This is a genomic window from Microbacterium sp. RD1 (assembly GCF_052220165.1).
Classification (GTDB): domain Bacteria; phylum Actinomycetota; class Actinomycetes; order Actinomycetales; family Microbacteriaceae; genus Microbacterium.
This window is the reverse complement of the sequence record NZ_JBQPOL010000002.1, coordinates 559,947-585,307: the sequence shown is the minus strand read 5'-3', so window position 1 is coordinate 585,307 and position 25,361 is coordinate 559,947. Positions and strand designations below refer to the sequence as shown.

Sequence of the window (25,361 nt, the reverse complement as noted above, 5' to 3'; positions counted from 1 at the left end):
ATCTGTGCAGGATGTCTTCATTCACCCGTCCGGCCAGGATGACAATCTCGGGGATTCGGCCCTTCGCGTCGGACTGCTCCGAGCCCTCCGGGGCGACGGCAGGCGGCTTCATCTGCTGCTCGAAGAGCAGTCCACCGATTACCTCGCCGCCCTGCCGCTCGACGGCGACTCCGTTCTCTACCCGGCGCGGAAGGCCTGGGTCGAGTCGATGGAGAAGACGCGAGGCGCTGTCCTGGTCCTGAACGCGGGTGAGGTCAATCCGCAGCCGGGGCTTCCCTTCCCGCCACCTGCGCGCGTGGCCGAGGCGCGGGTGGTGCTGAGCCGCGGTGGTGTCGTGGTCGCTGCGGGGATCGGGTTCAAGGATCCGGCTTCGGCAGGCGAGGTCAGGTATGACCGCGTTCTGCGGGATGCCGCGGTGGTCTCGTGGCGGGACGACCCCTCTCGCGCCGCGGCGGGCGTCGGCGCAGTCGCTCCCGACTGGGGTTTCGCGCTCGGATCGGATCCGTCGCAGTGGGCCCGGGCCGACGACCGGGAGCTTGTCGCCGTGACGCTGCGGTTCGACCGGCCCTGGCCGGGTGACCAATGGCTCGGCATGGTCCGCCGGTTCGCCGCGCAGACATCCACCCGCATCGTGACGGTCGCGCAGGTCGCGCGCGACGCGCCGCGTGCCGTGCAGCTGGCCCGGGCACTGGGGGGCGAGTACCTCGTCGCACCCAGCACCGCACACGACGACCTCGACGTGCACGTCCGGTCGGTCTACGCCCGGTCTGTGGCGGTGGTCAGCGACCGCGCGCACGCCCTCATCATCGGGGCCACAGAGGGGGCGTATCCGGTCGGTTCTGCGGCGGACGCGCAGAAGATCCGGCGGTTGCTCGACGTCGTCGGCTTGGGAGAGATGACCGGCGTCCACGATGAGCTGGCCGAACGTGTCGGTATCTTCGGCGCGGTGCTTCCCGGTCTCGCGGGCGCGGTCGCCTCAGGGCGACGCGACCTGGCGGCGCTCGCCGAGCGCATCCGCCACGCGATGGGCGAGATCGTGAAGCAGTAGTCGAGCCGGCTCCGCGGCGCAGACGCTCAGTTCCGCCGTGCGAGCGCGAGCTTGGCGCGGTCAGCGAGAGGCCGCAGCGCCGGGAAGATCTGCACGAGGGTGCGACCCCAGGGCGCCGCCCTCTGCCATGCGCGGCGCCCGAGCGAAGGCCCGACGCGGCGCACCCCGCCTCGGGGGGCACTGGTTCTGCCAGGAAGATCCCGTGCGGCGTCGACGAGGGAACGCAGGCCCGAGTTCTGCTCTGCGAAGAAGATCATCAGGTCGAGGAGTTGCCGGGCGTCGCCGAGGGTCGGCTCAGGGAACGAGTCGGCGGGGAGCTCTCCGGTCACCACCTGCTCGTAGATGCGGGCGAAGTCGCGTGAGCGCTCGCGGTGAGCGGCGAGCAACGACGACCGTGACAGCTCCTTATAGCGCTCTGGTGACGCGAGCGCATCGGCGATCTGCGCGGCGAGACCGGCGGCGTCGCCTTGCGCAACGGAGACGATGCCGCCGTTGTCCTGCACCACAGCGAGCCATGGGAGCTCGTACATGAACACCGGGAGTCCGCGCGCTTGCGCCTCCGGGATCGTCAAGGGGTATCCCTCGATGATGCTCGTGTTGACGAACGCGTCCGCCGCGTCGATCGCCTTCATCAGCTCCTGTCCTCGGCGCGGGCCGACGGCTTCGATGTACCCGTCCAGGCGCCGCTCACGAGCGAGCGAGTTGAACCGCTCGGCCGTCCACTCGCCCCAGTCCGGGCCGATCACCGTGAGTCGGAAGCTCGGAACCCGCGCCCGCAGGTGGTCGGCGACGTCGAGAAGCTCGCTGATCTTCTTCGTCCGCTCCTCGAGCCTGCCCCACCAGATGAGCTGCGGCGGCCCCTCGGGCGCCTTCTTCGCATCGGAGACATCGGCGGATTGCAGCAGGAGAGGCGACGGCGGGTTGGGGACATAGGCGGAGTGGGAGACCCCGCGCAGCTTCCAGAACGCCGCGTCGAGCGGCGACAGCGAGATCAACGTCGCCAGCAGGGGTGCGTTCTCGGTCAGTAATGCATGCAGGCCGTTGAGATCGTAGAGCGGGCGGCCCGCGAAACTGTGGAGCCAGCCGATGGTCGGGACGCCGACCGTGCGTGCGATGAGCGCGTACTCGGGCCAATCCCTGCTGTAGAGCACCTGGTGGTCGAGGATCACGTCGATGTCGTGGGCGCGACAGATCTCGGCCCACTCGACGAGGCGCTCGGGAAGCCCGCGGCCCGACATCTCGATGAAGGACGCGCCCGTCGGAACAGCGCCGCGATCGCTGCCGTGCCGCCGGGCGACGATCGTCACCCGGTAGCCGGCTTTCAGGAGGAAGTCGGCCTGCGCGAGAAGGACTCCCGAGACGCCGCCCGTCGTGAGGAAGCGGGTCGTCAGGAGGATGCTCCGCGGAACCTTCCGCTGGAGCGATATGCCCTCGCTGTGGCGCTTCAGAGCCGAGAGGGAGTCCGGGTAGAACCGCGCGGCGGCGACGATGATATCGGTCGCCGACGCACACGTGTGGAGGTGCTCGAGCACGGCCGCACGCTGGTCGCGATCCGCGTGCGTGAGCAGATACGAGCAGATGTAGCCGACGATCGACAGCCGTACCGACTCGTAGTTGTCCAGCAGTATCTCCGGCTCACTGCTCTCTCGCGCGAGCGCGCGGACGGCCGGCGCGATGCTCTCCACCGACCGAATGGCCTCGGTGTGGAAGCGGGCCTCTTCGATACTGCGGACCCCGCGACCGCTGCCGCCCCGCCCGAAGTGATAGCGGTAGAGGTGCTCGGGGATCGAGACGTATCGGGTGGCCAGCGCCGCCACGAGGTACATGAGCGGCAAGTCGTTCACGCGCGGAAGGACGAGGTCGGCGGGCAGCAGCGCATACGCGTCGCGCAGCAGCTGAGTGCGAAACAGCATCCGCCACAACTGGCCCTGCGCGGGCTGGTCGAGCGGGAACAGTCCCGGCAGGACGCCCTGGCCGTCGAGAGCCTTATGCTTCGGGCCCAGGCGGGATTGATACCCGACCATGACCCGCCCCAGAGAATCCACGACCTCGACGCCGAATCCGACGAGGTCCGCGTTCTTCTGCTGGGCGACGCCGAGTGCCTTCTCGGCCGCATCGGGCTTGAGCTCGTCGTCACCGTCGAGGAACAGCACGTGACCGGCCGACGCCGCCAGGATGCCGGCCCGCCGAGCCTGGAAGGCGGACAGGTTGCGCTCCTGGCGGATGACCCGGACACGCGGGTCTCGTGTGCGGAAGCTGTCGATGACCGCCGCCGTGCCATCGGTCGAGGCGTCGTCGACGCAGATGACCTCCACGTCGGCGAGAGTCTGCGCCAGGCAGCTTTCCAGAGCCGCGGCGATCGTCGCCTCATCGTTGAAAACGGCCATCACGATCGAGACGCGGGGCGCGGGGTGCATAGAGCTCCGTGGGTGCGGATGGTCGGCGACGAGTTCGCGAAGCGGATGCGTCGCGCGGTGCGCGACCATGTCGGGAACGGTGGGTCACCATATCAGGTCGTGGCGCTTCCCGCCCGGCCGCCGAGGCGAGCGGCGGGCGGGCGTGGCCGACGTGAGGCAGAATGATCGGACGGCCTGTGCGCGCGGGACGGTCGAACAGGTACGAGGCGGTAGGAGAGGTAGTGAGTTCCTTGGTGGATGCACGACGCCTCGCCCCCGCAGACGGGCTCTACGAGGTAGGTCGGCGCCCCGCGTTCGGTGCCTACATCGCGGAGGCGTGGCGACGTCGGAGCTTCGCCCTGACGCTCGCGGGTTATCGCCTCATCGGCGGGCTGATCCAGAATCGGCTCGGTGTGCTGTGGATCGTGCTCCGGCCGGTCCTGACCGCGACGATCTACGGCACGATCTTCGGGCTCGTCCTCTCGCATTCCGCGCGGCCGGCGGACTTCGTGCCCTACGTCCTCACCGGAGTGTTCGTCTTCGAGTTCTTCACCGGCTGCTTCTCCAGCGGTGCGCGCTCCATCACGGGCAACGCACGACTCGTCCAGAGCCTCGGGTTTCCCCGCATCCTCCTGCCGTCCGCGGTGGTCATCGAGCAGGCGATGCGCGCTGTTCCGACGATGCTGCTGCTGGGCATACTCCTCCTCGTCTTCGGCGTCCCGATCAGCTGGTCGTGGCTGCTGGTCATCCCGATCCTCGCGCTGATGGCGATCTTCAACTTCGGTGTCGCGCTCATCGTCGCCCGGATGTCGGTGTGGACCCGCGATGTGCAGCAGTTCATCCCCATCGTCAACCGCGTGCTGTTCTACGTGAGCAGCGTGTTCTTCCAGGTCGATCTCGTGTTTGCCGACAACCCCGTGCTGCTCACGATCGCTCACAGCATCCCGACGTACGACTTCATCGCTCTGGTGCGCGGGGTGATGCTCGTCGACCACCCGGCGCCGCTGCTCGCCGTGGTGTTGGCGCCGCTCTGGGCGGTGTTCGCCCTCGTCGTCGGCGTCGTGTACTTCTGGAGGGCCGAGGCCCGATACGGCCTCAGCGAGTGAAGGGCATCGTCGCCGTGCGCCGGGCCCGGTCCGGGAAATCCCGTCCGCAGCGATAGAATCGGATGGTGAGCGCCCGCGTTCTCCCTGCGGAGCACACCCCTCAGCATCCCGACTGGCGAGAGGACCGCATCGTCGACATGTCCGTCGCGCCGCTGCCCGATGCCCGGGACCCGTTGCTGACGCTGCCGCGAGGCGAGGTCGAGCCTCGGTGACGGGAGACGAATCCGAACGGATCGAGCCATCGCCCGCCGCATCTGCGCGCGCGATGATCGTGGCTGAGGATGCGCACGTCACCTATCGGGTGTACGCGTCGGGTAAGCGGCTGAGCGCGCGCGACTCGGTCTTCAGCGTCAACGCCCTGCGGGGTGGTCGCGGACTTCATTCCGTCCACGCTCTCCGAGGCGTGAGCTTCACGGCGTCGGAGGGGGAGACGATCGGCGTCGTCGGTCACAACGGATCGGGCAAGTCGACACTGTTCCGGGCGATGACCGGCCTCATACCGCCATCGCAGGGAGCCATCTGGGCGGCGGAGCGACCCGTGTTGCTCGGCGTGAACGCGGCGCTCGTCCCCGATCTCTCGGGTGAGAACAACATCAAGCTCGGTCTGCTCGCCATGGGTTTCAGCACCGAGGAGGCGGCCGCGAGCGTCGACGAGATCGCCGACTTCGCCGAGCTCAACGAATTCCTCTACCACCCGATGCGCACCTACTCGTCCGGCATGGCGGCCCGTCTGCGGTTCGCCATCGCATCGGCGAAACCGCACTCGATCCTCCTCATCGACGAGGCGCTCTCGGTGGGAGATCGACGGTTCAGAACCAAGAGCGAGGAGCGCATCCGAGCACTTCGCGATTCCGCCGGTCTCGTGATGATCGTGAGTCACTCGGTGGGATCGCTGCGCGACACCTGCGATCGAGTGATGTGGATCCACAAGGGCGAGTTGGTCGCCGATGGACCGACCGATGCCGTGATCGACGACTACATCGCTTGGACGAAAAAGCCTGGCGGCGCGGTCGGTGCCGCCAGCGTCGTGAAATCGCGAGGAGCCTCCGCGGGAGCCGCCGCACGGGCGACAGCGGCCACGGCAACCGTGGCCGCAGGTTCCACGGCGCCTCTCCCGGTGCCGCCCGAGAAGGAGGAGACGGCCCTTCGCCGCGGGCGCTTCCGCCGTTCGGTCGAAGCGGGCTATCGTCGTCGCGTCCTGGCGGTGGCCGCCACCGCCGGTGCGGTGCTCATCGCCCTCGGCGCCGTCGCCGCGATCGCCGCGCCGCGTACATCCGAGGTCCCGGACGTGCGCGTGACACCCGGTGCGGCCGGGGATGCGCCCACGATCGAGAGATTCACGTCGGGCGCTGCGTCAGCGGTGTGCATCACCCCGGAGGGTGAGACGCAGGTCCCGTTGAACTGGAAGATCGACGGTGCCTCCCGCATCGCGATCGCCTCCGCGCCGAAAGAGGTCGACGCCTTCAAGAAGCCGTTGCACGACGACCTCCCCGCCGAGGCCTCCACGTTCCTCGTGTCCTACCCGTGCGAGCAGGCGTCACGCGCGTACACGCTCATGGCGGAGTCCGCCGACGGCGGGCGTGTGAGCACTGTCGTGATCGTGTCGAGGACGATTGCGCGCACGCCGAAACCCACCCCGACGCCGACGGAGGCGCCGAGGCGCAACACCGGGGGAGGTCAGTCGGGCAACGGCGGTGGCAACCCCGGTGGCTCGGTCGGAACCGATACCGGCGGTGGGGGAGTCGTCGTGGATCCTGGCCCCGTGCCGGTGGTCACTCCTCCGCCGGTTCCGGAGCCGACCGCGGAACCGACGCCGGAGCCCACGCCCGAGCCGACCTCGCCCTCGCAGACGCCGCCGCCCGACCCCGTCGATCCCTCGGCGACACCGGCTCCGCCCGCCGCCCCCTAGTCTCGTCCGCGACCTAGCCAGCGCCGCACGCGCCGAGCGACCCGCCGCGCCCCGGGTACCGCCAGCACGGCCGCGCGCGCACGAGCTTTCGCGTTCGCTCCTCGCCGCCGGCGCGCGCTCGAACGCGCCCGTGCGACGCCGCGCTCGGCGTAGAAGGTCAGGAGCTGCAGAAGCAGGGCGGCATCCGCCGGCGTCGGCTCGGGCGAGTATTCGGCCGGCAGGTCACCGGTGAGGAGCTCGCCGTAGACTCTGGCCAGATCTATGTCGCGCGCGCGGTGCGAGGCCTCCAGAGACGCCCGGGAAAGCGCCGCGTAGCGGTCGGGGTCGCCGATGAGCTGCGCGATCTGTCGTGCGAGCGACGCAGCATCGCCCTGCGGCGCCGTCAGCACGCCGTCGTTGCCCTGCACAAGCGTGAGCCATGGCAGCGCGTACATCGCGACGGGCAATCCGCGCGACTGCGCCTCCGCGATCGTGAGCTGGTAGCCCTCGATGATGCTTGTGGACAAGAAGATGTCGGCGGCGTCGATGGCCGCCGCCAGCGGCGGGCCGTGCAACGGGCCCACGGCCTTCACCCGGTCGGCGAGACCGCGTCTGCGCGCGTCGGCGTTGACCCGCCGGGCGGTGGTCCCGTTCCAATCCGGACCGATCACCGTCAAGCGGAAGTCCACCCCGAGGTCGCGCAGCCTCTCAGAGACGGTGAGCAGCTCGCTGATGCGTTTGGTCGGCTCCTCCAGCCTGCCCCACCACACCAACGAGACGGGATCCCGCGGCGCCGACCGCGGGGCCGGGGTCGCCCCGGAAGCGAGCATCAAGGAGGACGGGGGGTTGGGGATGTGGGCCACGTTGCGCACGCCGCGAAGCTTGAAGTAGCTCACATCCAGTGGTGACAGGACCACGAGGAGCGCGAGCGCGCCGCTGCACTGTTCGAGCAGCGCGAGCCGGTCCGTCCCCTCGTAGACGGGACGGGCGACGAAATTGTGGACCCACCCGATCGTCGCGGTCTCCTCCGCCTGGGCCACGAGGGCGAACGCCGGCCAATGCGGCGTGTACAGCACCTGGTGGTCGATGACCACGTCGACCGAGCGCGAGCTGCAGATCTCCGCCCATTCCGCCAGTTGGGCGCTCAGCCCGCGGTCGCTGAGCTCGACGAGATCCACGCCGGGGGGAATCGCCGTGCGATCGCTCCCCGGCTTTCGCGCCACGATCGTGACACGATGGCCGGCATCGATCAGGTACCGCGCCTGAGCCAGCAGTACTCCTGTCACCCCTCCCGCCCCCAGCAGCGATGCGGTGGCGAGGAGGACACTGCGCACCGGCCGCGTCCCCAGGGGAGCGTGCGGCGTGATCCGTGCCAGCACCGTCAGCGCTTCAGGGTGGAAGCGGGCCGTCGCGCGGACGACGTCCTGCAGCGACGACTGCGCGTACACCTCCCCGAGAGCATCCCGCACCACGTGATCGTCACCGCGCGTGAGCACCTGCTGGCACACGTACGCGACGATCGACTGGCGCACGGACTCGTAGGAGTCCAGGATCAGGGCCTCGTCCGTATGTCCACGGGCGAGGGTGTGCACCGCTGGTCGAATGCTCTCGACCGAGCCGATCGCGCCCGCGTAGAACCGCGCGCGCTCGATGCTGTCCACGCGATGGCCGCTTCCTCCGCGCCCGAGGTGGTAGCGATAGAGCCGCTTCGGCGTCGAGACGTAGCGCGTCGCGAGCGCCGCCACCAGAAAGGCGAGAGGCAGGTCGTTCACGCGGGTCAGCACGAGGTCTTCGGGCAGCAGCGCATAGGCGTCCCGCAGCACCTTCGTCGAATACAGATGCCGCCACAGCTGGCCCTGCGCCCGTTCGCCGACGGGAAAGAGGCCGCGCAGCACGTCCGCCCCCTCGAGCGACCGGCGCGTGGGCTGCAGCCGTTGCTCGTACGCTCCGCCCGTTCGACCGTCCTGCCCGATGACGGTCACACCGAACCCGACGATGTCGGCGCGCGAGCTGCCGGCGTGAGCCAGCGCCGTGCGTGCGGCGTCGCGCTCCAGCTCGTCGTCGCCGTCCATGAAGAGGACGTGCGCCGCGGACGCGGCGAGAATCCCCGTGCGCCTCGCCTGCAACGCCGAGCGATTCGTGCTGTGCCGAAGAAGTCGAATCCTGGGGTCGAGAGCCTGGTAGCGCTCGACGACCTGAACTGTCTGGTCGGTCGAGGCGTCGTCGACGCAGATCACTTCGATCTCCCGCAGCGTCTGCGCGAGGCAGCTCTCGAGGGCCGCGGCGATGGTGTCCTGGTCGTTGAACAGCGGCACCACGACGGAGAGGAGTGGTGTCGACGTCATCGGCCGCAATCCTACTCGCGGCGCGCCGCGCGACCGACTCTCCCGCCGTCCGGAGTCGTCCGCCCGCTCCCTCCGGCGGCGTCGGATAGTCTGTGAGACGTTTGAACGCCTGAGCAGAGCGTGGGAGATGATGCTACGGGGCTACTCCCGAGTGGGCCGGGCCTCCCGGCTGGTCAAGCCTCGGCGATCGTCGCGCGACTGGCCAGCACGATACGGGAGCCGTCTCGTCTACAGCGACCTGGCCGTGATCGTCGTCGTCCTCGTCGCCTTTCGCATGCTCGGCATGCCGCCGTACGCGGTCGAGGTGTCGTGGGAGGAAGGCCCGCAGTTCCCGTACGTCGTGCTCCTTCTGCTCGTCGCCGTGTTGTGGCTGGCCGCCCTCAGCGTCTTCGACACCCGCGACCGGCACATCGTCGGAAGCGGCACGATCGAGTATGCGCGCATCGCCAACGCGACAGTGGCCCTGTTCGCCGTCCTGGTGTCGTTCGCGTTCTTCTTCCGCATCGATGTGTCACGCCTGCTTCTCCTCGTCGCGCTTCCTCTCGGCGCGCTGCTGCTGATTGCGTCCCGGTGGGCGTGGCGGCAGTGGTTGCGTCGCCAGCAGAAACGCTCGAAGTACGTCTATCGCGCCGTGGTTCTGGGAGACCCGACCAAGGCGGGTCACGTCGTCGCGGCCATTCAACGCACCCCCGCGACCGGGTTCGAGATCGTCGGGGTCGTCTCGAACACCCGCAGCGAGCGGTTCATCCGCGGCGTTCCGGTCGTCGGCGGCCTCTCCACCGCCGTGCACGCGATGGATGCCGTGGACGCCGACACCGTGATCGTCGCGGGAGCCGCCGACCTCGACCCGTTCGCCTTGCGGCGCCTGGGATGGGCCGTCGCCGACAGGGACGCGAACCTCGTGGTCGCGCCGGAACTCACGGATGTGGCCGGTCCGAGGATCCATTCCCGCGCCGTCGCCGGGCTGCCCCTCGTCCACGTCGATTTCCCCGCCCTCGAGGGTTATCGCCGCTTCATCAAGCGCGCCTTCGACATCGTGGGCTCGTTCCTGCTCATCGTGATCGCATCGCCGATCATGATCGCGACGGCGATCGCGATCCGGATGGAGGGGCCGGGGCCGATCCTCTACCGGCAGGTGCGCATCGGTCGTAGCGGTACGCCCTTCGGGATGATCAAGTTCCGTTCGATGACGGCCGACGCCGACGACGAGCTCGCGAGCCTGCTGGATCTGCAGGGGACGAGCGACCGACCGCTGCACAAAGTCGTCGACGATCCGCGCATCACCCGCGTGGGTCGCGTCATCCGGCGACACTCGATCGACGAACTGCCCCAATTGTTCAACGTCTTCATGGGCACCATGAGCCTCGTCGGACCGCGGCCGCAACGGGAAGCCGAAGTGATCCTCTACGACGACGCCGCCGAGCGGCGTCTGCTCGTCAAGCCGGGCATGAGCGGGCTCTGGCAGGTCAGTGGACGCTCCTCGCTCTCGTGGGAGGACGCCATCCGGCTCGATCTCTACTACGTCGAGAACTGGTCGTTCATGCAGGACCTCCAGATCCTCTTCCGCACGGTGAAAGCCGTCATCGCCCCCGGCGAAGGGGCGGTGTGAACATGACCCCGCGAACCGCGCCGGCGGCCGTGACGGTGTCTCTGATCACCGTGAGCCACAACAGTGCCGAGACTCTGCGCCGCTGCTGGGGCTCCGCGTCGCTGCCGGAGAGCGTGGAGTGGATCGTCGTCGACAACGCGTCCAGCGACGACAGCGTCGCCGCGGCTCGTGAGCTGGGGGCGAAGGTGATCGACGCGGGACGAAACCTCGGGTTCTCCGCGGCCAACAATCTGGGCCTGGCGCACGCGAGAGGGAGCTTCATCGGGTTCGTGAATCCGGATGTCGTCGTCGAGTTCGGCGAGCTGTCCGGTCTCCAGGCCGTCGCGCGCGAGTGCGGGGCCCTGGTCGCGCCACAGCTTCTCAACGCCGACGGCACGGAGCAGCCCAACGGCCGGGGATTCCCGCTGCTCATCGCCAAGGTGCGTCATCGACTTCGCGGCGGCGACCCGGCCTATCTCCTGCGCTCGGACAACGGGAAGCCGCGAGCGGTCTGCTGGGTGATGGGCGCGGCGATCCTGGGCGATCGCGCCGTCTTCGAGCGGCTCGGTGGTTGGGACGACCGCTTCTTCCTCTACTACGAAGACAAGGACATCGGCCTTCGGGCCTGGAAGGCCGACGTCCCTGTGCTGCTGGTGCCCACGGCACGGTGGAAGCACGGATGGGCGCGGGAGACCACGTCGCTGCGGTGGGCGCCGTGGCGGCGCGAGATCGCCTCGATGGCGAAGTTCTACGCCCGGTATCCGGAGTTCCTCCTCGGCACGCGCGCGAGTCGACGTGCACATCCGCTCGCGTTCGCGGGCGTGTACGGCGACATGACCGGGCAGGGCAGGCGCGATGACCGGGCATGACGCCAGGGAGAACACGTCGCTGATCGCGACGGTGCTCAACGAGGAATCCTCGCTCCCCGCCTTCCTCGCGAGTCTGGAGGCGCAGACCGTCCATCCGGCCGAGATCGTCGTCGTGGACGGTGGATCGAGCGATTCGACGGTGCAGCACCTGCGGGCATGGACGCCGTCCTGCGGGTGTCGGGTGGTCGTGCACGCTGCCCCGGGTGCGGGGATCTCGGCCGGTCGCAATCTCGCCATCGCCCGCGCGTCCCACGAGCAGGTGGTGGTCACCGATGCCGGCACCGTGCCGCAGGACGACTGGTTCGCCACCCTGACCGCGCCCTGGGACCACGACCCGGATGCGGTGATCGCCGGCTTCTTCGCTCCCGCCGGGAACACCTTCTGGTCTCGCGCGATCGGGGCCGTCATCACCCCCACTCGGGGAGAGATCGATCCGCGGAGTTTCCAGCCATCGAGCCGGTCGGTCGCATTCCCCCGCGCCGTGTGGCGAGAGGTCGGGGGCTACCCGGAGTGGCTCGACTACTGCGAAGACCTCGTGTTCGACCTGACGGTGCGCGAGGCCGGTCGACGATTCACCTTCGCACCCGACGCGGTCGTCGCCTGGGTCGGCAGGCCGAATCTTCTCGCGTTCGCCAAGCAGTACTACCGGTATGCGCGGGGCGACGGCAAAGCGGGTCTGTTCCCGCGACGCCACGGCCTCCGGTACGGGGCCTACGCGTTCGCCCTGTCCGCCTGGTGGATCTCGCCCTGGCTCTTCCTCCTCGGCGCCATCGGCTTCGCCGCCTACATCCGCACATCGCTGCGACGCGTCTGGGAACGACGAGCGCTGTTCCGTGCGCCCGCCGCGGCGGCCGCCGTGCTCGCCGCGCCGCTCGTCGTCGTCGTGGGCGACGTGGCGAAGATGGCCGGCTATCCCGCGGGGGTCGCCTGGCGCCGGCGCCGGGCGCGCGAGAACCGGTGACCGTGGGGGAGCCGTCGGTGCCGCGCGTCGCGCTCGTATGGCGCAACGACGTGCTGCACGCGTCGGAGACGTTCATCCGGAACCAGGTCGACGCCACTCGCGGATGGCGTGCCATCCTCGTCGGCGCGCGCCGACGGGAGTCGGTGGTCTCCGCCGCGACCGACGAGATCCTCTTCGGCAGCGCCCGCACCGAACGCGTGCGTCGCCGGCTCTTTCTCCTGACGGGGCGATCGGCGCGGTTGGACCGGCTCATCCGGCGGCACGGCGCATCCCTCATCCATGCCCACTTCGCAACCAGCGCCACCGCCGTCGCAGACACCGCACGCCGCCTGGGTCTGCCGCTCATCGTCACCGTCCACGGCTTCGACGTCACCAATCATGAGATGCGGCGCGGGCGGCGGGGCGCGCGTAACGCCCGTCGGATGCGACGCGCGCTGCAGGCCGCCAGTCGCGTCGTCGCGGTCTCCGATTTCATCGCTGCCCAGACCACCGCCGCCTTCGGCGTCGACCCGGAGCGCATCCGTGTGCTGCCGATCGGTATTCCGGTTCGCCCCGGCCCCGGTCCCACCCACCCGACACACGACCTCGCCTTCGTCGGGCGGCTCGTCGAGAAGAAGGGTGTCTCGGATCTGCTGGACGCGCTGTCGCTGCTGGCCGGGCGAGGGCTCCGCCCGACCCTCGCAATCGCGGGGGACGGGCCGCTGCGAGCGACTCTCGAGGAGGTCGTGTCGTCTCGCGGGCTCGCGGTGGATTTTCTCGGGCACCTGCCCCCCGACGGCGTTGCGACGACTCTGCGGGAGTCCAAGGTCTTCGTGGCTCCCTCCCGGACGGCACCCGACGGTGACGCGGAGGGCTTCGGGATGGTCTACCTCGAAGCCGCGCTCGCAGGCCTCCCCGCCATCGCGTACCGGCACGGCGGTGTCCCGGAGGCAGTCGTCCACGACGTGACCGGCCTCCTCGCCGAGGAGGGCGACATCGAGGGCCTCGCGTCATCGATCGAGACGCTGCTCACCGACGCCGGAGCGCGGGAGGAGATGGGACGCGCCGCGCAGGAGCGCGTGCGCGCGGAATTCGACATCGAATCACGCACGGAGGATCTCGTCGCGCTGTACGACGAGGTGGTCCGGGAGGCGGCTCCGCACGGTGGGGCACCGGATGCGTGAGGGCCGGAGCGCGGCCCTGCCGTCGACGCATCCACTATTCTCGGGGTGCCGCGGCGAGAGGGAGGGGATGTGAGCGTCGACGTCTCCGTCGTGATACCGACCCATCAGCGCGCCGATCTGGTCGGACGAGCGATCACATCGGCGTTCTCGCAGACGGCGCCTCCCGCCGAGGTCATCGTCGTCGATGACGCGCGCGACGCGGCGACAGAGCGCGTCGTGCGGCTGCTGATGCAGGAGCATCCGCACACCCTGGTCTACCTTCCCGTGGACCCTGCTCGCACCGCCGGCGCGTCGGCGTCCCGCAATGCGGGGGTCGCCGTCGCCTCGCAGCGGCTGATCGCGTTCCTCGACGACGACGACTGGTGGGATGAGCGCTACCTCGAGCAGGCGACGGCGGCCCGTGCCCGCCGCAACGCGGACCTCGTCGTCACGCCCAGCTGGATGGTCGTGGACGGTGTCGCCGAGGAATGGGCGCAGCCGTCGCCGGAGGCCTTCGCCGGTTTTCGGCCGGGGGTGAGCGGCTCCAACCTCCTGATCACCCGGGACGCGTTCGACAGCGTGTCGGGCTTCGACACCGGGATGTGGGTCATGAACGACGTCGACTTCTTCGTGCGGCTGCGCGAGAGGGGCGTCGCCGCGGTAGCCGCGCCCGAGCGGCTCGTGTTCCACGAGGGGCGCGGCGACGGCCATCTGACGTCAGCGAGCGAACGCCGTGCGCAGGGTCTGGAACACTTCCTCGCCGTGCACGGACCGCGGATGGATCGCAGCGCGGTGCGGCTGCTGAAGCGGCGCATCCACGCCGCGCGCATCTCGCCCGACTCGCCCCGGCTCCAGCGGATCGGGCATCGGCTCGGCGTGGCCTGGTTCTCGACTCCCGCCGATGTGAGCGGCACCCTGCGGCGACGATGGCGAGGACGCAGACGTGCGCACTGAACCCGAGATGATCGTCGACGTCGTCATCCTCTGGGTCGACGTGGCAGACGAGGGGTGGCAGGAGCGCCGCGCCGCGGCGCTCGGCCGCGAGTCGGCGGAGTACGTCGGCGCGACGAACGAGTGGGACATGCTGCGGTACCTGCTGCGCGGCATCGATCGTCATTGCCCGTGGGTTCGCCGCATCCATCTGGTGACCCCGGGACAGACCCCGCAATGGCTCGACACGGAAGCCGGCGTCGTCGTGGTCGATCAGGATTCGATTCTGCCGGCCGGTCACTCGCCGAGCTTCAACTCCATGGCGATCGAGGCGAACCTGGATCGCATCCCGGGGCTGGCCGAGCGCTTCCTGTACTTCAACGACGACATGCTCGTCGTGAGGCCGACCCGGCGCGAAGACGTCTTCCCGCGCGGACGGCCCGCGGGATTCGCCATCCACAACGCCGGCACCGGGTCGGGTGCCTGGTCCCATTGGGTTCTGAACGCTCTCGGCATCATCAACCGCGCGTTCGACAAGCGCTCCGTGATGCGCCGCCGCCCCGGGCAGTGGTTCTCACCGCGATACGGGCGGCATCTTCTGCGAAACATCGCTCTGCTGCCCTGGGACACGTTCACCGGCTTCTTCGAGCCTCACCTGCCGATGGCGCTGGAGCGTCGCACGTTCGCGGAGGTCCGCGAGGCTGCGCCTCGAGAGATGGAGCGGACGAGCGAGGCCGCATTCCGGTCGCTCGACTGCGTCATCCCCTTCGTCTTCCGATACTGGCAGCTGTGCACGGGGCGTTTCACGCCTGTCTCTCCCGATCGGTACGGACGCTTCTTCGAGATCCGCGGGGAGACGATCGGTGCTATCGAGCGCGAGCTCGCGCGGCCGCGAGGACACTTCCTGTGCCTGAACGACAACGGCGACGCCGACGACGCCGACCTCCGAGACCGGATCGGCCGGGCGCTGGAGGCAGCCCTTCCCGGCGCGTCCCGGTTCGAGCGGACGTGATCCGGCGCCGACACGTCGTCCTTCAGTGCGCTCCCATGAGCGCCGTGGTTGAATCTTGCAGTGTCTGTCCCGTCGCCGCCTTCGCCGACCCGCCGTGAGCGGTCGAGGGGTGGCCGCCTCCGCCGGTTCCTTCCCCGTAGCCGCTGGGGGTGGGTGGGTGTCGCCGCAGTCGTCGTTCTCGTCGCCGCTGTCAGCTGGGTCGGCATCCGCGGTCTCATGGCGAAGAACGATCTGGAAGGCGCCCAGAGTCAGATCGGTGCCCTCAAGAAGCAGGCGCTCGCGTTCGACGTCCAGGGTGCGCAGTCCACGCTGGATGCGATCGCCGCGCACACCAGTCGCGCAGCCGGCCTCACGGACGATCCCGTGTGGCGGGCGGCCGAGTTCTTCCCCTTTCTCGGACCGAATCTGACAGCGGTGCGCGAGCTCGCCGCGGTGACCGACGAGACCATCGACGGGGTCGTGCGCCCGCTTCTGTCCGTGGTGTCGGTGATCGACCCCGCCTCGCTCCAGCCCAAGGACGGCGCCATCGATCTCGCCCCCTTCGTCGCCGCTGCCGAGCCGGTGGCACGGGCTCACGCGAGCATGCAGCGCGTCGTGACACGCGCGGAGGCGATCCCCGACGGCGACACGCTCGGGCCGGTGCGTGACGCCCGGGCGCAGATCGTCGGGATGCTGACCGAGATCTCCCCGCTCCTCGCCGCGATGGACAAGCTCGTGCCGCTCCTGCCGACCGCGATGGGCGCCGAGGGCCCGCGCTACTACGCCCTGATGTTCCAGAATCCCGCGGAGCCCCGTGCGCTCGGCGGTGCGGCGCTCAGCTTCACGCTCATCGAGGTGGACAACGGCAAGCTCAACCTGAAAGAGACCGTCGCCGCATCCACCGGGTCGTTCTCGAAGTACCCGGAATCGGTGATACCGATCCCGGACGGCGCCGAGGTGGTGTACCCGTCCGGCGAATTCGGCACCTTCATCGCCGAGGCATCCGCCCGCCCCAGCTTCACCACAGCCGGCGAGATGGTGACCGAGACATGGAAGCGGCAGTTCGGACAGGATCTGGACGGCGTCCTGTCCATCGACCCCATCGCGCTGGGCTATGTGCTTCGTGCCACCGGCCCCATCAAGATCGGCAAGGGCGACATCCTCGATGAGAACAGCCTCGTGCCGCTGCTGCTGAACGGGGTGTACCTGCGCTATGCCGACTACTCGCCCCGGGCCGCCAACGCGAGACACGACGCGCTCTATGCCAGAGTCGTGTCGGCGGTGTTCGGGGCGCTGACCGGCGGTGACCTGGATGCGAAGAAGCTCATGGCGGCGCTCGCCCAGGGCTGGGAGGAGCGGCGCGTGCTCTTCTGGAGCGCGCACCCCGAGGAGCAGACGCAGATCGCCGATCTCGGCCTGAACGGCGAGATGCCGGCCACCGACGACTCCACCGTGCGTGCCGGCCTGTACCTGCAGGACAGCATCGGTTCGAAGCTCAGCTTCTACCTCCGTCAGTCCCTGACCCTGAGCCACGGTCAGTGCTTCGACGACGGGCGCACCTACTACCGCGTCGCCCTCGACCTGACCAACACGCTCGATGCCGCCGTCGCGCCGGGGCTCCCGTTCCACATCACCGGCGAGTGGGCGCGCGTGGGGGCGGGGGTGGGCGTCAATCGCATGACCATCCGGCTCTACGCGCCTCCCGGGGCGCGGATCGTCGGGGCCACGGTCGATGGTGCCCCCATCGCGCTCGAAGACATGCATGACACGGACTACCCCGTGGGCAAGACCGTCGTCGAGGTCCAGCCGGGAGGCCGTCTCTCGCTCGCGTACTACTTCTCCCTCGACGGCGACGCGAGCCGGGATTTCGAGGCGCAGGTCACGCCCCTGGTCACCCCGACGAAGGTGAGCACGGCCGATCTGGCGTGCGGGTCCGTTCCGCGCGACTAGAGCGCGCGCTTCGCGCTCGGGGCCGCTACTCCTTCTTCGAGGGGACCCTGGACACTGTCACGTCGTCCAGCGACGCGGCGTCAGCGCCCTTCGCGTTGGCCACGGTGATCGTGACGCTCGTCTCCTGCGCGTCCGTGGTGAACGTCACCCAGCAGTGCTGCCAGTGGGAGGTCGACGTCGCTGTCTCGCTGCTCCCGGACACCGGGAGAGTCGCGCTGAGGGTCACCGGCTCGTCGTCGGAGGACGCCTTCACATAGGCGCCGACGGTGTACGTCGTGGACGGTCGCAGACCCCGGATCTCCGTGCTGACGGACGCGCCGCCGTCCAGGCTCGCCGCGCTCTGACCACGGTGAACGGTGTCCGCCGTGATGGCGACGCCGCCCTTCGAGGTCCATCCGGTCAGCTCTCCGCTCTCGAACCCGCCGTTGAGGACGCCGGTGCGGGAGACTTCCATCTCCGCGAGCTGGAACGCGTAGGAGCCCTTCTCCCGCGTCACCGCGCCCAGGGTGGTCGCCGTCACCTTCACATAGCGCACCTCCACCGGCTCGAACGAGAAGGTCTGCTCGCCGGAGACCTGGGGGTGGGAAGGGTCTCCCGCCAGTGTCGCCAGAGGCTCCCACTCGGTGCCGTCGACGGAGCCGCTGATCTCCGCTGCGACCGGATACCCCGAACTCTCCTGCGAGCGCGTGCTGTAGGGCCACAGGGAGACGCTGTCGACGGGACGCGGCTCTCCGAGGTCGACCATGAGCGACTCCGTCGCCTCCGCGGCCGCGTGCGTCTCGGAGCTCCACCCTCGGACCACGCTCTCGTCGACATCCACGGCGTACCGGCGGCCGTCGTTCGCCGAGGCGACCGACCATCCCCTCGCCGGGTCTTCGATGGAGCTCGAGCCGGTGGCGACTGCTCCGGATGCCGCGGATGCGAGCGTGGTGATGGCGGGCTCGGCGCTCACCGTCGGAGTGCCGGCGTCGAGGGCGGTCTCCTCGATGCGCAGCTCGACCACGCCGGCAGCCGGGACGGTGATGTCGCCGGAGTACTCGCTCGTCGCCGCGATCACCTCATCGGCGATCACTGGCGCGTTCTCGTTCGCGCTCGGGTAGCTCGGCATGACGGTGGTGGAGGAGTCGGCGTACCCGTTGCCCTGCGTTCCGCTGATCACCCGCTGGGTCACGCGGACGTTCTTGTCCGCGTACGGCAGGTCTTCCAGTGACACCGTCGCCGCCGCATCCGTCTCGGTGGCGTTCCACAGCAGGACGGTCGTGCCCAGCGACGCACTGTCCCGCGTGGCGAAACCGCCGATGGCGCGGGTGTCGGTTCCCGCACCCGACGCTGTCAGGGGGATCGTGGTGTCGCCGAGGTGCGAGTACATCTCGAAGACGTTGCCCACCGACTTGCGATGGCCGTCCACCGTGATGAGCCCCAGGTCTCCGTTGTACGGAAGCGAGTAGGTCAGCCCTTCGACGGGCGAGAAATAGAACATCCGCTCGGCCGAGGACTCGGCAGCCAACGCGAGTCGCCGAGCCACGTACGCCGCGCCGGTCGGACTGGAGTTGCTGTCGGAGCCGAACCCGGGTCCCGTGTTCATGGTGGGGTTGAGCGCCCACTCCGTGATGAGAACCGGGATGTCGAGACCCGCGTCGGCGAGAGCGGACTCGGCGTCCTCGACGACATCCCAGTTGTCGCTGGAGTAACTGTGGACGGAGAAGAAGTCGACGGGGATCTGCGGGTTGGCGGCGGCGAACTCGATGAACCGCCCGGAGATGTCGCCCTCGGAGGTGAAGTAGGCCGCGGTGGCGCCGCCGATGCGCGCCGTGGGATCGGCGGCCTTGACGGCGGGCGCGCTGGCCGCGTACAGAGCGTTGTACTGCTTCGCCGTCCACCCGTCGTGGTCCGGCTCGTTCCACACCTCCCAGGTCCATCCGGTGTAGCCGAGGGTCGCGTAGTGCGAGACCACCTCGGTCACCGCGGCCGTCCACCCGGTGAGCTCCGGGACATCGTGCGTCTTCCCGAAGGCCGAGGGCGTGTACGACAGTGCGAGGAGCGGCTGCATGCCCTGCTCGATGATCTCGAGCACCACGGCGTCCAGGCGGGTGAAGTCGTAGGTGACGGAGCCGTCGGGTGCGGAGTCGACGACGCGGTAGAACGTGTCGTTGAGGATGTGATCGATCCGCACCTCCCGGATTCCCATCTCGGAGAGCTGAGGCAGCCGGTCCACGAACCAGCGCGGGTTCGTCATCGGAGCGTAGCCGCCCTGCGAGGCGTTCAAGATCTGGTCGGGGTCGTACACCGCACCCGTGTCGGCGTAGTTCGCGGTGAAGGTGACAGGCGTGGAGTCCGACGTGGGGACGTGGTCCGCCGGCGTGAGGATCGGCGCGAAGTCCGGCTGCGCGGGATATTGCGGCGCCGAGGGGGTGCACGCGGCCAGCAACAGAGCGAGCGCCCCGACGGCGGCGGCGCCGGCGCGTCGCAGGAACAGGGGCTTGGCAGAGCGAGGGACTGAGGTCGTCACTGGCGGCCTTTCCTGATGGTCGTCAAAACGATGGTGATCGAAGACCGATGCGGCGTCCTCTTCGGTCGATTCTAGGCGGAGCCGCTGACCGGTTATCTGCCGTGCGATGTCGTCGCAGCCAGCGGCGGGGGAGTCATGCCTGCGCCGTGGCCGCCTCGAGCGGAGGCATCGGCGCCCACGAGTCGTCCCGGGCGATCTGGCGCCCGTCGCGCAGTCCCCGGAAGAGGTTCGACGTCCCGCGGACGGTGCGCTCGACGAAGAGGAGGCGGATGAGCTCCTTGCCGAACGTGAGCGCGGTGCCGAGGCCGAAGAGCGCCGGGCGGTACACGTCGAGCGAGCGGTAGTACTGCTTGATGATCGCGCGGTTGCGCATGATGTAGTACCGGTACGCGTCGCTCGAGGCGTTCATGTGGCGGATGCCCATGTCCCACTGCTTGATCTCGCGCGTTCGCCGCAGGACGAACTCGTTCACGATGACCGATGTCGTGTGCCGCGAGGCGAGCCACCCGTAGAGCTGGTCATCCCAGTAGATGAAGAAGCGAGGGTCGGGAAGGCCGATCTTCGCGACGATGTCGCGGTGGATGAACATCCCCTCGAAGCATCCGGAGTTCATCTCCTTGTACCCCGATCGGTCGAAGCCCGCCGGCGCGAAGGGGATCGGAATACCCATGCTCTCGGCGATGCGGTACTGCCAGTAGAACTCGCTGCCGTCGTAGTCGTAGCGCCGGCCCTGGATGCTGCGGAACCGCGGCGCCCAGGCGCCCATCCGCGCGAGGCCGTCGGGGATCACCTCGACGTCGTCATCCATGAGCCAGATCCACTCCGCCCCGAGCTCATAGGCGACGCGCATGCCCTCGCTGAATCCGCCGGAGCCGCCGGTGTTGGTCTCGAGACGCCGATAGACGATCTCGGTGCCGATGCGGTCGCGGAAGGTGTCGATGACCGACGCCGTGTCGTCGACGGAGGCGTTGTCGATGATGACGACGTGCCCGGGTTTCGGATCCATCCGTGCGATGCTCTGCAGCAGCCGTGACAGCAGCGACGACCGGTTGTACGTGACGATCGTGATCGTCGCGGAGGCGGGGTCGAAGGCGGATGCCGGGGAAGAGGGGCGCTCGGATTCGCTCATGTCGGTGCAGATTCTACCCGCGAGAGATGTCGGGGCCCTGAACGCCGCCCGCCGCCGGCAGGGTCTCGACCCCGCCGGGGGGACCGTCGAGTGATCGCATCCGCTCACGCCACGATCGCGATTGACCGGCGCGCACGGCGCACAGGACGAGGAGGAACCAGCCGAAACCCGACAGCGTGAAGCTCTCGAACAGCGAGTCGACCAGAAGCGCGACGAGGATGAGCGGCGTCCAGGCGTAGACCACGGAGCGTCGCTGGCTCGCGTCGAGCCAGGAGCGAAGAAGGGCGACGCCGGCGAACGCCAGGAAGAGCAGGAGCCCGACCCAGCCGGCCTGGACGAGCACGTCGAGGTAGGCGTTCAGGGCGGACGCGTGAGATTCGCGCAGCACGGCGTTGACGTAGTTGAAGGGGAACTCCGCCGGTGCCCACGGGCCGAACCATCCCCATCCGTACACCGGCCGGAATCGCACGAGCGGCACGAGGGTGCTCCACAGGTCGGTCCGCAACGACAGATCGGTGCCGGCGCCGATCACGCCGATGAGCGTGCTGCGCAGCGCGTATCCGGTGACGCCGGCGACGACCACGATCGCGCCGAGCACCCACTGCAGCACTCTGCGCCGCTCGGGCGGAGCGTTCCGGACGACGACGAGCGCCGCGGTGACCAGGGCGACCGCGACGGCGACGACGAACACGGTGGGCGAGTCGGTGAGGACGGCGGTGACCCCGCCGAGGATCACGGAGAAGAGGGCCACCCCGGTGCGCACGGAGAGCGTGCGGTACTCGATGAGGAAGGTGATGAGGGCGATGACGGTGGCGAACCCGAGCATGTTGCGCGTGCCGAAGATGCCCTGGATGGGCCCCAGCTCGGCGATCCTGCCCTGGATGCCGAGGAACGGGATGGGGATGTCGAGCAGGACGCCCGAGAGGATCTCGATCCCCAGCGAGATCGACAGCAGCCACCGCAGGACGTCGCCGAGCGCGCGGACGATCTGCAGCGTGTCCCGCACGAGCGCGACGACCACGGCGATCAGCGCGATCCCGGCGAGGGCGACCCATCCGGCGAGGGTGCGTCCCCGGTCGCCGGTCCAGGCGACCGTCGTGAGGGTCCACGCCAGGAACATCAGCAGAGTGGTCGGCGCGAGGCGCACCAGCGAGTACTCTGCGCGCCGCGCGACGAGGATGCCGACGCCGAGAACGGCGAGCCCTCCGAGGATCGTGGCCAGGGCGACCGATCCGGCGATGCGCTCGACGGCGAAGGCGGCGAACACCGCGGCGAGGGCGGTGTGGGTGTAGGCGCGCGCGAACGGTGTCGAGGCGAGGAGGGCGGAGAGGCCCGTCGCAGGATGCGGCGCCTGCTCGCTCACGGAACCGCGATCGGCGGCTGCTCGCCGCGCTCGATGGCGAGTCGCTGCTCCGCTTTTCCTACCCCGACCAGCGGCGCCTGCTTGATCTTGAAGGCGAACAGGACGAAGAGCATCCACCCCCACACCAGGAGCGGACCCGATTCGGTCACACCCTGTACGAGGAGGAGGGTCGCGACGAGCGTCGGCAGGAGCGTGACCGGCGAGTAGGGCCGATCGGCGCGCAGGTCGAAGCGCGGCCGGTCCACCGCGAAGAACCACGCACGCCACACGAAAGCGAGGTACGCGCCGGCCAGGAGGATCACCCCCACCACGCCCAGCTGGAGGAACGCATCCAGCCACATGCTGTGGGCCTGCATGACTGTCTCGCCGTGGTCGATGATCCACCCGTCGAAGTGCGGGTCCCAGGGCAGCCACGGCGTCGCGAAGCCCCATCCGATCACCGGATGCTGCGACGCGCGCTCGAGCACCTGCTCCCAGATCGACTCGCGGCCGGTGAGATCCGCCGAGCGGCCGAGGGCGGTGAAGAGGAGGTCGCGACCGAACCAGACCGCCGTGGCGCCGCCGAGGCCGACAACGGCGTAGAGGACGTACCAGCGCGTGCGCTCCCCGGGTCGGCGGGCGGTGCGCATCAGCAGCACCGTGCCAAGGACGACGGCGACGGCGACGACGGCCAGGTAGGAGGTCGCCGAGCCCGCGCGAACGAGGAGGAACGCGGCGACGGCCATCCAGGCCAGCAGCAGACCGCGCCTCGGGGCGCGGGCGGCGTAGCGGATGCCGAAGACGATGAGGGCGAGCACCATGACGCCGGCGAGCAGGTTGGAGTTGCCGAAGATGCCCTGGATCCGCCCGTCCCCGTCGAAGAGGTTGTCGCGCGACCAGTAGACGATGGGGTCGTAGTCCACGGCCGGATCGGGGCGCTGCCATCCGGGGAGGATGGGGCCCTGCACGAAGAGCGTCACCCACAGCTCGAACGCGATGCTGAGGCCGATGACCCACTTCAGGGCCGATGCCAGCGCGCGCACGATCTCCCGCCACGCGAGGACGGCCGCGAGGAAGAGGCCCTGCACGGTCGTGACGACCAGGAGGAGCCACGTGAGCGCCGACGTGCCGAGCCACGTGCTCCATGCCAGCGACGCACCGGCCCAGGCGACGTAGCCGAGCGCGAGCCACGGCATCCGTCGGCCCTGAAGGGGGGGACGAGCGACCAGCCAGACGATCGCGGAGACGACACCGGAGGCCACGGTCACGACGCCGGTCACCGCCGCGCCGGCGGCGTTCACCCAGGCGGTGCCGCCGAGAGCGAGGACGAGCACGAAGACGCACCATCCCCGCAGCAGGAGGTGGGCCGTCTTCTCCCGCATCGGGGCGGCGGGCGGCGCCGACACGGGATGCTTCGTGTGGATCGCCATGGCAACTCAGGGTACCGCGCGCACCCGTCATAGGCTGGGCGCGTGCTGGTTCGTCTTGCGAACACCCCCCGCAACTACGCCTGGGGGTCGTCGACCCTGATCCCCGAGCTCGAGGGGCGCGTGCCCAGCGGGGAGCCCGAGGCCGAGGTGTGGTTCGGCGATCATCCCGGTTCTCCCGCGCTCGTCGACGACGCGCCCGGCGTGACTCTCGACCGCTGGCTGCCGCATCGCGCCGGCGAACTCGGCACGCCCTCCCGGCTGCCGTACCTGCTCAAGCTGCTGGCCGCCGGCTCGCCCCTGTCGATCCAGGCGCACCCGTCGAAGGCGCAGGCCGAGGCGGGGTTCGCCCGCGAGGAGGCCGAGGGGATCCCGCGCGACGCCGCCGATCGCAACTACCGCGACGACAACCACAAGCCCGAGCTGGTCGTGGCCGTGGGGGAGAGGTTCGAGGCGCTCGCGGGACTCCGACGGCTCGAGTCGACGCGCCGGCTCGTCGCCACGCTCGGGACGGGACGCGGACCCGCGGCGCTGGCGGCGCACCTCGAGGGCGCTGACGCCGCTGAGGCGTTGCGCGCCACCATCGGGTGGCTCCTCGGCGGGCACGCCCGCGCTGAGGTGGCCGACATCCTCGCCGTCCTCGCCGGCGCGGAGTCGGCGGAGTTCGACGCGGAGCTTCGGCTCGCCCGGGAGCTTGCCCGGCAGCATCCGAACGATCCCGGCGTCGTCGTGGCGCTCCTGATGAACCTCGTGACGATCGAGCGCGGTGAGGCGCTCTTCGTCCCCGCCGGCGTGCTCCACGCCTACGTCTCGGGACTGGGCGTGGAACTCATGGCCGCGAGCGACAACGTGCTGCGCGGCGGCTTGACGCCCAAGCACGTGGATGCCGGCGAGCTGCTCGCCGTGCTGGACCCCACCCCCGGGCCGGCGCCTCTCCTGCCCCCGCGCCGTGTCGCTCCCGGCATCGAGGTGTTCGACGCGGGGGTGACCGACTTCGCGTTGACCGCTGTGACCGTCGGCGAGGGCGCGCTCAGCGTGCCGTTCTCGGGCGCGGCGATCGCCCTCGCCGTCGAAGGGATCGTCGAGGTCACGGGCGCGGGCGGCGACCGCGTGACGCTCCAGCCGGGGCAGGCGCTGCTGGCGTCGCCGACGGAGAGCCCGCTGCGCGTGGCGGGCGCGGGGAGGGCGTTCGTCGCCATGCCCGGGTCGCCCGTCTGACGCGCGACACGCCGCGGGAGCGCCGTCAACTGTGAAGCCGCCGTTGAGGGTTTAGTATCCGCGACTTGACCCGAGCGAATGACACGGGTGTAATTATGCGTACACGCGGCCGGCGTGGCTGGGGCAAGCTGGGGCAACATCAAGCGGGAGACGACATGACGGGGTCACAGTATCGCTCCGGCGTACCCGACAACTGGTTCGTGGATCCGGTTCAGCTCGGAGTACCGGGTGTCCGCCGCGATATCGATGTCGTGGAGGACAACCCGCTCGCCTGGCAGAGCGACGCGCTGTGCGCGCAGACGGATCCCGAAGCCTTCTTCCCGGAGAAGGGCGGGTCGACACGGGATGCCAAGCGCATCTGCACCACGTGCGACGTCCGCGACCAGTGTCTCGAGTACGCGCTGCACAACGACGAGCGCTTCGGGATCTGGGGCGGTCTGAGTGAGCGCGAGCGTCGCAAGCTCAAGCGCCGCGCGGGCTGACACGATCGCGCTCCGCTCGGCGCGTGCGCCGAGCTGCGGC

At 69.6% G+C, this 25,361-nt stretch carries 19 protein-coding genes; 13 read left to right on the top strand and 6 right to left on the bottom strand.

Features of this window, described 5'->3' with window-relative positions:
* Positions 1 to 4 precede the first annotated feature (4 nt).
* Positions 5 to 1,048, top strand: coding sequence for a polysaccharide pyruvyl transferase family protein (locus ACTU3I_RS11720; protein WP_442925867.1), 1,044 nt, complete (start codon positions 5 to 7; stop codon positions 1,046 to 1,048).
* Between the two features lie 26 nt (positions 1,049 to 1,074).
* Here the strand turns inward: ACTU3I_RS11720 and ACTU3I_RS11715 are convergent, their stop codons facing one another.
* Entirely contained in the window at positions 1,075 to 3,534 is a 2,460-nt protein-coding gene (locus ACTU3I_RS11715) for a glycosyltransferase (protein WP_442925866.1), read from the bottom strand.
* A gap of 152 nt (positions 3,535 to 3,686) precedes the next feature.
* On the opposite strand from ACTU3I_RS11715, the gene ACTU3I_RS11710 reads away from it, so the two are divergent.
* The 3 genes from ACTU3I_RS11710 (at position 3,687) to ACTU3I_RS11700 (ending at position 6,459) form a co-directional block, all read left to right on the top strand.
* Positions 3,687 to 4,550, top strand: coding sequence for an ABC transporter permease (locus ACTU3I_RS11710; RefSeq protein WP_442925865.1), 864 nt, complete (start codon positions 3,687 to 3,689; stop codon positions 4,548 to 4,550).
* A gap of 65 nt (positions 4,551 to 4,615) precedes the next feature.
* Complete coding sequence (locus ACTU3I_RS11705) at positions 4,616 to 4,762, top strand: hypothetical protein (RefSeq protein ID WP_442925864.1); 147 nt, start codon at positions 4,616 to 4,618, stop codon at positions 4,760 to 4,762.
* On the top strand, positions 4,759 to 6,459 hold the full coding sequence (locus ACTU3I_RS11700; RefSeq protein WP_442925863.1) for an ABC transporter ATP-binding protein: 1,701 nt from the start codon (positions 4,759 to 4,761) through the stop codon (positions 6,457 to 6,459). Before ACTU3I_RS11705 ends, ACTU3I_RS11700 begins: the two co-directional genes overlap by 4 nt.
* Here ACTU3I_RS11700 and ACTU3I_RS11695 read toward each other — a convergent pair.
* Positions 6,456 to 8,783 (bottom strand): glycosyltransferase, encoded by a 2,328-nt coding sequence (locus tag ACTU3I_RS11695; protein ID WP_442925862.1) that lies wholly within the window; start codon positions 8,781 to 8,783, stop codon positions 6,456 to 6,458. The two genes, ACTU3I_RS11700 and ACTU3I_RS11695, sit on opposite strands and share 4 nt — an antisense overlap.
* A gap of 244 nt (positions 8,784 to 9,027) precedes the next feature.
* Here ACTU3I_RS11695 and ACTU3I_RS11690 point away from each other — a divergent pair, with 244 nt between their 5' ends.
* The 7 genes from ACTU3I_RS11690 to ACTU3I_RS11660 all read left to right on the top strand — a co-directional run bounded on the left by ACTU3I_RS11690 (position 9,028) and on the right by ACTU3I_RS11660 (position 17,214).
* Positions 9,028 to 10,392 (top strand): sugar transferase, encoded by a 1,365-nt coding sequence (locus ACTU3I_RS11690; RefSeq protein ID WP_442925861.1) that lies wholly within the window; start codon positions 9,028 to 9,030, stop codon positions 10,390 to 10,392.
* 2 nt (positions 10,393 to 10,394) lie between these two features.
* The gene (locus ACTU3I_RS11685; protein WP_442925860.1) at positions 10,395 to 11,240 is read left to right on the top strand and encodes a glycosyltransferase family 2 protein; all 846 of its coding nucleotides are present in this window, start codon (positions 10,395 to 10,397) and stop codon (positions 11,238 to 11,240) included.
* Positions 11,227 to 12,201: a glycosyltransferase gene (locus ACTU3I_RS11680; RefSeq protein ID WP_442925859.1), complete on the top strand. Its 975-nt coding sequence runs from the start codon at positions 11,227 to 11,229 to the stop codon at positions 12,199 to 12,201. Before ACTU3I_RS11685 ends, ACTU3I_RS11680 begins: the two co-directional genes overlap by 14 nt.
* The gene (locus ACTU3I_RS11675) at positions 12,198 to 13,364 is read left to right on the top strand and encodes a glycosyltransferase (protein ID WP_442925858.1); all 1,167 of its coding nucleotides are present in this window, start codon (positions 12,198 to 12,200) and stop codon (positions 13,362 to 13,364) included. The genes ACTU3I_RS11680 and ACTU3I_RS11675 overlap by 4 nt, the downstream gene beginning before the upstream one ends.
* A 69-nt stretch (positions 13,365 to 13,433) precedes the next feature.
* Complete coding sequence (locus ACTU3I_RS11670; protein WP_442925857.1) at positions 13,434 to 14,297, top strand: glycosyltransferase family 2 protein; 864 nt, start codon at positions 13,434 to 13,436, stop codon at positions 14,295 to 14,297.
* On the top strand, positions 14,287 to 15,285 hold the full coding sequence (locus tag ACTU3I_RS11665; RefSeq protein WP_442925856.1) for a hypothetical protein: 999 nt from the start codon (positions 14,287 to 14,289) through the stop codon (positions 15,283 to 15,285). The genes ACTU3I_RS11670 and ACTU3I_RS11665 overlap by 11 nt, the downstream gene beginning before the upstream one ends.
* 153 nt (positions 15,286 to 15,438) lie before the next feature.
* Positions 15,439 to 17,214 (top strand): DUF4012 domain-containing protein, encoded by a 1,776-nt coding sequence (locus ACTU3I_RS11660; protein ID WP_442925855.1) that lies wholly within the window; start codon positions 15,439 to 15,441, stop codon positions 17,212 to 17,214.
* A gap of 25 nt (positions 17,215 to 17,239) precedes the next feature.
* Here ACTU3I_RS11660 and ACTU3I_RS11655 read toward each other — a convergent pair whose 3' ends face one another.
* The 4 genes from ACTU3I_RS11655 to ACTU3I_RS11640 all read right to left on the bottom strand — a co-directional run bounded on the left by ACTU3I_RS11655 (position 17,240) and on the right by ACTU3I_RS11640 (position 23,624).
* A complete protein-coding gene (locus tag ACTU3I_RS11655) occupies positions 17,240 to 19,723 on the bottom strand; it encodes a GH39 family glycosyl hydrolase (RefSeq protein WP_442925854.1) in 2,484 nt (827 codons plus the stop codon).
* Positions 19,724 to 19,856: 133 nt separating this feature from the next.
* Entirely contained in the window at positions 19,857 to 20,852 is a 996-nt protein-coding gene (locus tag ACTU3I_RS11650; RefSeq protein ID WP_442925853.1) for a glycosyltransferase, read from the bottom strand.
* A 13-nt stretch (positions 20,853 to 20,865) separates the two neighbouring features.
* Positions 20,866 to 22,215 (bottom strand): O-antigen ligase family protein, encoded by a 1,350-nt coding sequence (locus ACTU3I_RS11645; RefSeq protein ID WP_442925852.1) that lies wholly within the window; start codon positions 22,213 to 22,215, stop codon positions 20,866 to 20,868.
* On the bottom strand, positions 22,212 to 23,624 hold the full coding sequence (locus ACTU3I_RS11640) for an O-antigen ligase family protein (protein ID WP_442925851.1): 1,413 nt from the start codon (positions 23,622 to 23,624) through the stop codon (positions 22,212 to 22,214). Before ACTU3I_RS11640 ends, ACTU3I_RS11645 begins: the two co-directional genes overlap by 4 nt.
* Before the next feature lie 42 nt (positions 23,625 to 23,666).
* Between ACTU3I_RS11640 and manA the strand changes: the two genes are divergently transcribed.
* Both manA and ACTU3I_RS11630 read left to right on the top strand, forming a co-directional pair.
* The gene (manA, locus tag ACTU3I_RS11635) at positions 23,667 to 24,839 is read left to right on the top strand and encodes a mannose-6-phosphate isomerase, class I (RefSeq protein WP_442925850.1); all 1,173 of its coding nucleotides are present in this window, start codon (positions 23,667 to 23,669) and stop codon (positions 24,837 to 24,839) included.
* Positions 24,840 to 24,994: 155 nt separating this feature from the next.
* A complete protein-coding gene (locus tag ACTU3I_RS11630; RefSeq protein ID WP_442925849.1) occupies positions 24,995 to 25,321 on the top strand; it encodes a WhiB family transcriptional regulator in 327 nt (108 codons plus the stop codon).
* The last annotated feature ends 40 nt before the right edge of the window (positions 25,322 to 25,361 follow it).